The sequence below is a fragment of the Citrobacter cronae genome, assembly GCF_016893685.1.
Taxonomy (GTDB): Bacteria; Pseudomonadota; Gammaproteobacteria; order Enterobacterales; family Enterobacteriaceae; genus Citrobacter; species Citrobacter werkmanii.
The window spans coordinates 912,930-920,993 of sequence record NZ_CP069763.1 but is presented as its reverse complement, the minus strand read 5'-3'; the positions used below and the strand labels follow the sequence as shown (position 1 = coordinate 920,993).

Sequence of the window (8,064 nt, the reverse complement as noted above, 5' to 3'; positions counted from 1 at the left end):
AAATACGTCAAAAAAGGGGAGGCGTTGCGCCTCCCAAAAGTTAATTAACCGCGCAACTGCACCGTGCCGTCTTTCACCCGCGCTTCGTAATGTTTCACGGAGAACTGTTCGTCTTCCATGCACAGTCCGTCGCTTAAACGAAAGCGCTGTTTTTTCAGCGGGCTGGCGACCCACAGTTCGCCCTGATGCTCAGCGATCAAGCCACGAGAAAGCACGCTGGACTCAAAGAACGGGTCGATGTTGCTGATCGCAAACACCTGGTCACTGTGATACGGGCGGAAAATTGCGACCTGTTCAGTACCTAACAGGGCGCAGACGCCTGTTGCAGGCAGAATGTCATCGATTTTGCAGATGTTTTGCCACTGGCTCATGCGTTCTCCTCCACCAGAGTCACCGGGATACGCTCATAAGGCGTTGCCGGACGATGTTGTTCACGTTCAGGCACAACCTGGACGTTCGGGTCGCGTTTGTCGCTGTTGATGAAGTGCTTGAAGCGAACCTGCGCGGATGGGGTGTTAACGGTTTCTGTCCACTCGCATACCACCGCTTCACGCAGACGGGCCATCTCTTCTTCCAGATGCTCGTTCAGGCCCAGCTTGTCGTCGATGATGACCGATTTCAGATACTCAATGCCGCCTTCCAGGTTGTCTAACCACGGTGCGGTACGGGTCAGTTTGTCGGCAGTGCGGATGTAGAACATCATGAAGCGATCGAGATACTTCAGCAGCGTTTCACGATCGATATCTGCCGCCAGCAGATCGGCGTGACGAGGTTTCATCCCGCCGTTACCGCAAACGTACAGGTTCCAGCCTTTTTCAGTGGCGATGATACCCACGTCTTTGCCCTGGGCTTCCGCGCATTCACGGGTACAGCCAGAGACACCGAACTTCATCTTGTGCGGCGTACGGATGCCTTTGTAGCGGTTTTCCAGCTCGACGCCGAAACCGACGCTATCGCCCACGCCGTAGCGGCACCAGGTGCTGCCCACGCAGGTTTTCGCCATACGCAACGCTTTAGCATAGGCATGACCGGTTTCGAAACCAGCTTCAATCAACTGACGCCAGATTTCCGGCAGGTCATCTTTCTGCGCGCCGAACAGGCCAATACGCTGAGAACCGGTGATTTTGGTATACAGGTTAAATTCACGTGCGATACGTCCCACGGCCACCAGACCTTCCGGTGTGATTTCACCGCCAGCGGAGCGCGGGATCACGGAGTAGGTGCCGTCTTTCTGGATATTCGCCAGGAAGTTGTCGTTGGTGTCTTGCAGCGGCGTGTGCTGAGGTTTGAGAATGTACTCATTCCAGCACGAGGCCAGCAGGGAACCGACGGTAGGTTTACACACTTCACAGCCGTAGCCTTTCCCGTGTTTTGCCAGCAACTCTTCGAAGGTTTTAATGCCTTCTACGCGAATGAGATGGAACAGTTCCTGACGCGAGTACGGGAAGTGTTCACACAGGTTGTTGTTAACTTCAATACCCTGTTTCGCCAGTTCAGCGTTCAGGACCTGCGTTACCAGCGGGATACATCCGCCGCAGCCGGTACCGGCTTTGGTTTCAGCTTTCAGCGCTGCAACGGTGTGGCAACCTTTATTGATAGCAGCAACCAGCATGCCTTTGGTGACGTCGAAGCAGGAACAAATCTGCGCGCTGTCCGGCAGTTTATCGACGCCGATAGACGGTTTGCCGCTGCCCGCGTGCGCAGGCAGGATCAATGAGTCCGGGTTTTCCGGCAGTTCGATAGCGTTCAGCACCAGTTGCAGCAGATTGCCGTAATCGCTGGTGTCGCCCACCAGAACCGCGCCGAGCAGCGTTTTGTTATCTTTGCTGACAATGAGGCGTTTGTAGACTTCTTTGCTCTCGTCGAGGTAAACGTAGCTGCGCGCACCCGGTGTGCGGCCATGTGCGTCGCCAATCCCGCCAACGTCAACGCCAAGCAGCTTCAGCTTGGCGCTTAAATCTGCGCCTTCGAAGGCGTTTTCGGTTTCGAGGATATGGTCAACGGCAACCTGCGCCATTTTGTAGCCGGGTGCCACCAGACCATATACACGGTTGTTCCAGCTGGCGCATTCGCCGATGGCATAGATGTCCGGGTCAGAAGTCTGGCAGGTGTCGTTAATCACGATCCCACCGCGCGGAGCGACGTCCAGACCGCACTGGGTAGCCAGTTTGTCGCGTGGACGAATACCGGTAGAGAAAACGATAAAATCGACTTCCAGTTCGCTACCATCGGCAAAACGCATGGTTTTGCGCGCTTCGACGCCTTCCTGGACAATCTCTTTTGTGTTTTTGCTGGTGTGCACACGCACGCCCATGCTTTCAATTTTGCGACGTAACTGCTCGCCACCCATATGATCCAGCTGTTCAGCCATCAGCATCGGAGCGAATTCAATCACGTGGGTTTCAACGCCGAGGTTTTTCAGCGCACCGGCGGCTTCCAGACCCAGCAGGCCACCGCCGACGACAGCACCGCGTTTGCTACGGCGCGCGCAAGACTCAATGGCGTTGAGGTCTTCAATGGTGCGGTAAACGAAGCAGTCCTGAGTTTCCGAACCTTTAATCGGCGGGATCCACGGATAAGAGCCAGTCGCCATGATCAGCTTATCGTAATAAACCGTACGACCCGCGCTGGAGTGGATCACCTTCTCCTGGCGGTTGATGGTAATTGCGCGCTCGCCGACTAATACCTTAACGCCGTGCTTCTCGTAGAATCCTTCACGCACCAGAGAAAGCTCTTCGGCGGTGTGGTGGGAGAAGTAGGAAGACAGGTGTACGCGGTCGTACGCTTTGCGGGGTTCTTCACAGAAGACGGTAATATCAAAATTGGCAGCGTCGGATTTATCAAGAAGATCCTCAATAAAGCGATGGCCGACCATACCATTACCGATAATAGCGAGTCTGACTTTGCTCATTTTTGCCTCGATTTCTTTTCTATTACCGCCTACCTTAACGATTCAGCTACCCCGCTTATTGATACAAATCAAATTCGCCCTCATATACTCCTTAAGGGGTATATAACTGATTTACCTACATTTTTATAAGTTACGGAATTGACTGGCTTTTCGTGTTTGTATAAAAAGCGCACAAATTAAGGGGTTTTTGTATGAATTGGCCTACATCACCAATGGAGGAAGGGACGCCAGGGATATGCCGGATGGCGAGAACACCATCCGGCCGTGAGATTAATGCGTGGCCGGCGCGTTATGCTGGCGATGGCGCGTAACAAACCCAAGGATAAAGCACATCACAAACACAACGGCATACAAGCCGTTAGCCGTTTGCAATGCCGCCATTGGACCGCTATGAGCGACGATCGGGCCAGTGACGACGAAAGTAAGCATGGTACCGATGGTGCCGCAGGTCAGAATGAAGTTAACCAGTTTAGGTGAGGCGACCTTCGTCTGCTGGGAACCGAGGGTAATAATGGTGGTATAAATCGCGCTGGAGAAGAAGCCCAGCGTCAGAATGAACCACGGCATATGCTCCGGCGTACCGGTGATAAACAGATACATCAGGACGGTGGCCAAACCCGCCAGTACCGTCAGGATGCGCTGCAAATCGAAGAAACGCAGAATAAAGCTAAACGCCCACATGCCAACCATGTAAGACATCCAGAAGTCGCTGACCAGTTTACCCGCATCACCCAGGCTCATGCCCAGGCTTTTGGCATATTCCGGCACCCACGAGATAAAACCAAGCTGGCCGAGGATGTAGCACAGAGCCGCAATGGACAGGAACAGTACGCCAATGCCCCATTTTTCTTTTACTACCGGCGCGTCTGACTGCTGAGCGTGTTTGCCCAGCGCCGGGAATTCGCAACCGAAGGTCAACAGGAAAATGGCAACATATACCAGGCCGATGCAGGCATAAACCCAGTACCATTCGATGCTGCGCGCTAGCAGAAATGCCGCCACCATCGGGAAGATCATGCCAGCCATGCTGAAGAAGGAGTCCGTAAACAGCAGGCGGGAACCGCGCTGGCGACCTTCATACATCTGCGTGACCAGGAACGTACCAATCGACATGGTGATACCGCTCACCAGCCCCAGTACAAACATTGCTGCTGAGAACAAGGCCAGGCTATGGCTGAGCATCAGTCCGGCGACCGCCAGAACCATCAGGATAAAGCCAAAGCGCAACTGGGTTTTCAGGGGCACAATTTCCATCAGCCAGGCATTCAAAAAGATAGAAATCAGGATGCCGGCATTCAGGAAGGTGAAGGTGTTACTCATACTGGAAACGGGCAAATGGAAGTAATCTGCGATATTTCCCATCACCATCCCGGTGACAATTACCAACGCGCCTGTCAGGGCGTAGGAGAGAAAGCTAATCCATGTGAGCTTAATGCGATTGCTGTTAGTCATGACTGGCCTGTATAGAAGTGTAAGACGCATTGATTGCGCCGTGAGCGGGCAGATTTTAGGCGTTTTAGTGACGTATTTAAATATTTAATGGCAATAACTTGCTCCGTTACATTTTTGTATGTGAGCTAGATCACAATGAGTATTCCGGTTATGCAGTTACATTTGTTTCAGATACGTAAAATTAAGTAAAGGGATGGCCTTGTCCTTGAAGGCTCTTTAGAATCACTTCACTTGCTTCATTTCTGCTCTTGTTAAGGACTTCTCATGCTCAAATCGACTCTGGCGGCTGTTGCAGCTGTTCTCGCTCTTTCCGCGCTCTCTCCTGCAGCACTGGCAGCAAAAGATGACCCACATGTCCTGCTGACCACCTCTGCTGGTAACATCGAGCTGGAGCTGAACAGCCAGAAAGCCCCGGTTTCAGTGCAAAACTTTGTCGATTATGTGAACAGTGGTTTTTATAACAACACCACGTTCCACCGTGTGATCCCAGGCTTTATGGTACAGGGCGGCGGCTTCACCGAGCAGATGCAGCAGAAGAAACCTAACCCGCCAATCAAGAATGAAGCCGATAACGGTCTGCGTAACACCCGCGGTACGATTGCGATGGCGCGTACAGCGGATAAAGACAGCGCGACCAGCCAGTTCTTTATCAACATTGCAGACAACGCTTTTCTCGATCATGGCCAACGCGACTTTGGCTATGCTGTGTTCGGTAAAGTTGTGAAAGGTATGGATGTTGCAGATAAGATCTCTCAGGTACAGACCCATGATGTTGGTCCTTACCAGAATGTCCCGTCAAAACCGATTGTTATCCTTTCTGCTAAAGTCCTGCCGTAATCGTAATTTGCGCGGGCAGTTCCTGCCCGCGTTCTCTCCCTTCTCTGCGTAACCCGAAATTGCTGCTTATACTTGTGGCAAGTGCCGCTTACATTCAGGGAGGTCACGTGAAAAAACTCACCGATAAACAAAAGTCCAGGCTCTGGGAGCAACGGCGTAATGTCAATTTCCAGGGAAGTCGACGACTGGAAGGCGTGGATATTCCACGGATTACTCTGAGTGCGGAAGACGCCCTGGCGCGTCTGGATGAGTTGAGGAGGCACTATGAGCGATAAATTCGGTGATGGACGCGACCCTTATCTGTACCCCGGACTGAATGTGATGCGTAACCGCCTGGGGATTCATCAGGCCCAGCGTCTGGCACAAGCGGCATACGAATTAACAGCACTGCGCGCCGCGACGGTTGAGTTGGGGCCTTTAAAGCGTGGCCTGCCACACCTGTGCGCCATTCATCGCCAGTTATACCAGGATATTTTCGATTGGGCGGGGCAACTGCGGGAAGTTGATATCTACCAGGGCGATACTCGCTTTTGCCATTTCGCCTATATTGAGAAAGAGGGCAATGCGTTGATGCAGGACCTTGAAGAGGAGTCCTGGCTGGTGGGATTGCCGGAAGAAAAATTCGTCGACCGCCTTGCGCACTATTATTGCGAAATCAATGTGCTGCATCCGTTTCGTATTGGTAGCGGTCTCGCGCAGCGTATTTTCTTCGAACAGCTAGCGATCCATGCCGGGTATATACTGTGCTGGGATGACATTCAGGTTGAGGAGTGGAACCAGGCGAACCAGAGCGGGGCGATGGGCGACCTGACCGCTCTGCGGGCGATATTTCGTAAAGTGGTAAGCGAAGCCCCGGAAACTGAGTAGAATAGCGCGGTTCTTATGTACCGGAGCCGCCATGATCCTGCTTATCGATAACTATGATTCTTTTACCTGGAACCTGTACCAATACTTCTGCGAACTGGGTGCTGATGTCCTCGTCAGGCGTAACGACGAGCTGACGCTGTCGCAAATCGACGCGCTGAATCCGCAAAAAATCGTGATTTCCCCAGGCCCATGCACGCCGGATGATGCCGGTATCTCGCTGGATGTGATTCGCCATTTTGCGGGCAAAATTCCCCTGCTGGGTGTATGTCTTGGTCACCAGGCGATGGCGCAGGCGTTTGGCGCGACCGTGGTTCGGGCAGCAAAAGTGATGCATGGTAAAACCTCGCCGATTACGCATAACGGGCAGGGGGTTTTTCAGGGACTCGCCAACCCATTAACCGTGACACGCTACCATTCTCTGGTGGTTGCCCCCGAAACGCTTCCTGACTGCTTTGAAGTGACGGCCTGGAGTGAAACACAAGAGATAATGGGCATTCGCCACCGCGAGTGGGATCTGGAAGGTGTGCAGTTTCACCCGGAGAGTATTCTCAGCGAACAGGGGCATCAGCTGCTGGATAATTTCCTCCAACGGTGATTTATGGTTGCTATTCAGTGATTTTTTATTCATATTTTGTGATTATAATTTCACTAGCATTTCTGCTTAACAGGGTGGTAATGACATGGCAACTGAACAAACTGCGATTACGCGCGCGACATTCGATGAAGTAATTCTGCCGATTTATGCACCGGCTGAGTTTATCCCGGTAAAAGGAAAAGGGAGTCGAGTCTGGGATCAACAGGGCAAAGAGTATGTTGATTTTGCGGGCGGCATTGCAGTTACCGCGTTAGGGCATTGCCATCCGGCGCTGGTTGAGGCGTTAAAAACCCAGGGTGAAACCCTGTGGCACACCAGTAACGTTTTCACCAACGAACCGGCGTTGCGCTTAGGTCGTAAAATCATTGATGCGACCTTTGCTGAACGCGTGCTGTTCATGAACTCCGGTACCGAAGCCAACGAAACCGCCTTTAAGCTGGCGCGTCATTATGCCTGCATGCGCCACAGCCCGTTCAAGACCAAAATCATCGCCTTCCATAATGCGTTTCACGGTCGTTCGCTGTTTACCGTATCTGTCGGTGGGCAACCGAAATATTCCGACGGCTTTGGACCAAAACCGGCGGATATCATCCATGTACCGTTTAACGATCTGCATGCGGTAAAAGCGGTGATGGACGATCACACCTGTGCGGTGGTGGTTGAGCCCATTCAGGGAGAAGGCGGCGTCACTGCGGCAACCCCGGAATTCCTGCAAGGTCTGCGTGAACTTTGCGACCAGCACCAGGCGCTGCTGGTCTTTGATGAGGTGCAGTGTGGGATGGGGCGTACCGGCGATTTATTTGCCTATATGCATTACGGCGTGACGCCGGATATCCTCACCAGCGCCAAGGCGCTCGGCGGCGGTTTCCCGGTGAGCGCCATGCTGACCACTCAGGAAATTGCCTCCGCGTTCCACGTGGGTTCGCACGGTTCCACTTACGGCGGTAATCCGCTGGCCTGTGCGGTTGCAGATGCCGCGTTTGATATCATCAACACCCCGGAAGTGCTGGAAGGTATTCAGGGCAAACGTCAGACGTTTGTGCATCATTTGCAGAAACTTAATCAGCAGTTCGATATTTTCAGCGATATTCGCGGCATGGGGCTGCTGATTGGCGTCGAGCTGAAGCCGCAGTTTAAAGGCCGGGCGCGCGATTTCCTCTACGCCGCCGCGCACGATGGGGTGATGGTGCTGAATGCCGGGCCGGACGTGATGCGTTTCGCGCCGTCGCTGGTGGTGGAAGACGCGGATATCGAGGAAGGGATGCAGCGTTTCGCGCAGGCGGTAGCGAAGGTGGTGGGCTGATTGGTTGATTGCCTGATTGSTTGATTGCCTGATGGCGGCGCGAGCGCCTTATCCGGCCTACAGGGTAAGGTGTGATTCGTAGGCCGGATAAGCGTAGCG

General features: G+C 53.2%; 8 protein-coding genes. 5 read left to right on the top strand and 3 right to left on the bottom strand.

Annotation, left to right across the window (positions count from 1 at the left end; all coding sequences use genetic code 11):
• Positions 1–44 precede the first annotated feature (44 nt).
• From nirD to tsgA, 3 genes are all read right to left on the bottom strand, one after another.
• Positions 45–371 carry a nitrite reductase small subunit NirD gene (gene nirD / locus JSN25_RS04120; protein ID WP_042312029.1) on the bottom strand — a complete coding sequence of 109 codons (327 nt, stop codon included), beginning with the start codon at positions 369–371 and terminating at the stop codon, positions 45–47.
• Entirely contained in the window at positions 368–2,911 is a 2,544-nt protein-coding gene (gene nirB, locus JSN25_RS04115) for an NADPH-nitrite reductase large subunit (RefSeq protein ID WP_061381016.1), read from the bottom strand. Before nirB ends, nirD begins: the two co-directional genes overlap by 4 nt.
• 270 nt (positions 2,912–3,181) lie before the next feature.
• A complete protein-coding gene (gene tsgA / locus JSN25_RS04110; protein ID WP_038634817.1) occupies positions 3,182–4,363 on the bottom strand; it encodes an MFS transporter TsgA in 1,182 nt (393 codons plus the stop codon).
• Positions 4,364–4,627: 264 nt separating this feature from the next.
• Here tsgA and ppiA point away from each other — a divergent pair, with 264 nt between their 5' ends.
• The 5 genes from ppiA (at position 4,628) to argD (ending at position 7,965) form a co-directional block, all read left to right on the top strand.
• Positions 4,628–5,200 (top strand): peptidylprolyl isomerase A, encoded by a 573-nt coding sequence (gene ppiA, locus JSN25_RS04105; protein WP_204525457.1) that lies wholly within the window; start codon positions 4,628–4,630, stop codon positions 5,198–5,200.
• Between the two features lie 107 nt (positions 5,201–5,307).
• Positions 5,308–5,475: a YhfG family protein gene (locus JSN25_RS04100; protein WP_137346716.1), complete on the top strand. Its 168-nt coding sequence runs from the start codon at positions 5,308–5,310 to the stop codon at positions 5,473–5,475.
• A complete protein-coding gene (locus JSN25_RS04095) occupies positions 5,465–6,067 on the top strand; it encodes a putative adenosine monophosphate-protein transferase Fic (RefSeq protein ID WP_204525456.1) in 603 nt (200 codons plus the stop codon). The genes JSN25_RS04100 and JSN25_RS04095 overlap by 11 nt, the downstream gene beginning before the upstream one ends.
• 31 nt (positions 6,068–6,098) lie before the next feature.
• Complete coding sequence (gene pabA, locus JSN25_RS04090; RefSeq protein ID WP_038634811.1) at positions 6,099–6,662, top strand: aminodeoxychorismate synthase component 2; 564 nt, start codon at positions 6,099–6,101, stop codon at positions 6,660–6,662.
• 85 nt (positions 6,663–6,747) lie between these two features.
• Positions 6,748–7,965 carry a bifunctional acetylornithine/succinyldiaminopimelate transaminase gene (gene argD / locus JSN25_RS04085; RefSeq protein ID WP_204525455.1) on the top strand — a complete coding sequence of 406 codons (1,218 nt, stop codon included), beginning with the start codon at positions 6,748–6,750 and terminating at the stop codon, positions 7,963–7,965.
• The last annotated feature ends 99 nt before the right edge of the window (positions 7,966–8,064 follow it).

Excerpts from the sequence above, each read along its gene's own strand:
- nirD (WP_042312029.1), bottom strand. The coding sequence starts at position 371 with ATGAGCCAGTGGCAAAACATCTGCAAAATCGATGACATTCTGCCTGCA.
- nirB (WP_061381016.1), bottom strand. The coding sequence starts at position 2,911 with ATGAGCAAAGTCAGACTCGCTATTATCGGTAATGGTATGGTCGGCCAT.
- tsgA (WP_038634817.1), bottom strand. The coding sequence starts at position 4,363 with ATGACTAACAGCAATCGCATTAAGCTCACATGGATTAGCTTTCTCTCC.
- ppiA (WP_204525457.1), top strand. The coding sequence starts at position 4,628 with ATGCTCAAATCGACTCTGGCGGCTGTTGCAGCTGTTCTCGCTCTTTCC.
- JSN25_RS04095 (WP_204525456.1), top strand. The coding sequence starts at position 5,465 with ATGAGCGATAAATTCGGTGATGGACGCGACCCTTATCTGTACCCCGGA.
- pabA (WP_038634811.1), top strand. The coding sequence starts at position 6,099 with ATGATCCTGCTTATCGATAACTATGATTCTTTTACCTGGAACCTGTAC.
- argD (WP_204525455.1), top strand. The coding sequence starts at position 6,748 with ATGGCAACTGAACAAACTGCGATTACGCGCGCGACATTCGATGAAGTA.